Here is a 1,077-nt window from a genome sequence, read left to right as displayed (position 1 = left end):
AGCCTGGCGACATTGTCATCATCGACAACCTCGGCAGTCACAAAGGCAAGACCGTCCGTCGCGCCATCCGCGCCGCCGGCGCAAAGTTGTTCTTCTTGCCGCCCTACAGCCCGGATCTCAATCCGATCGAGCAGGTCTTCGCCAAGCTCAAGACCTTGCTCCGAAAAGCTGCCGAGCGAACCGTCGAAGCAACCTGGATGCGCATCGGCGCTCTACTCAACTGCTTCACGCCCCAGGAATGCGCCAACTACATCGCAAACGCCGGATACGCTTCAACATGAACCAATCATGCTCTAGCTCTATCGCGCGTCTCTCCGTTGCTGCAATCGCTGTGCAGTCAGCGGCAGCAGGCGAAGCCACCTTATCTCGGCGGCTCCGCATGCCCTCATCTCCAAGCCTCACGCATGCTGCGGCTGCGCCAGCTGGCTGACCTGCGTCGCGGGCGGATCGACAACGAGGGTACCGCCATGGCCGTCACTCGAGGTCGCGAAGGTCGAGGCCATGTAGTTGCCCAGCAGCACAATGCTCGCTGTGACGGTGCCGTCGGTCACCGTGAGCGTTCCGCTCGAGCTGGTCCCATTGAAGGTCGGCGTGTGAACGTTCGCGAAACTGATGTTCGCGAAATCGATCGCGTCCGCACCGGTCATTCCGGCAACCGTACCGGCAAAGCTCGCGGAATTGTCGAGCTTCAGCGTCCCGGTCGCGCCCTGGAACGCAACGGTGGCACTCGACGCCCCCGGCAATTCGAGGGTGGTGCCCGCGGCGATGGTGGCATTGCTGGAGCTTTCGCCCGTCACGTTGAAGGGCTGCCAGGCTCCCCACGCAATGCCGTCATTGGCCCGGATCCAGAGTTGATCGGTGCCCGAGCCGGCCTGATAGGTGGTCTGGGAAAGTTGCGCCGCCGTGATGTCGATCTCGGTATTCGCGGCCTGCGTAGCTCCGTTGACGCTCCAATGCCCGTTGGTATTCGAATCCCACAGCGCATATTTCGTGATGGCATCGCCATCCGCGTCCGTCGCGCTGAACAGGTTCGATGCAGCAAAGGTCTGCCCCGAGACCGTCACGACGTTGGCGACC

The 1,077-nt window shown here is 62.2% G+C and carries 1 protein-coding gene and 1 pseudogene; one reads left to right on the top strand and one right to left on the bottom strand.

The window, feature by feature from the left end:
• A partial coding sequence (locus AKN83_RS37980; protein WP_172803659.1) for a transposase occupies positions 1 to 281 on the top strand: 281 nt, incomplete at its 5' end.
• Between the two features lie 117 nt (positions 282 to 398).
• Here the strand turns inward: AKN83_RS37980 and AKN83_RS40820 are convergent.
• A pseudogene (locus tag AKN83_RS40820) lies at positions 399 to 1,077 on the bottom strand (hypothetical protein); the annotation flags it as partial.

The sequence above is a fragment of the Bradyrhizobium embrapense genome, from assembly GCF_001189235.2.
GTDB lineage: Bacteria > Pseudomonadota > Alphaproteobacteria > Rhizobiales > Xanthobacteraceae > Bradyrhizobium > Bradyrhizobium embrapense.
This window is presented reverse-complemented; position numbering and strand designations above follow the sequence as displayed.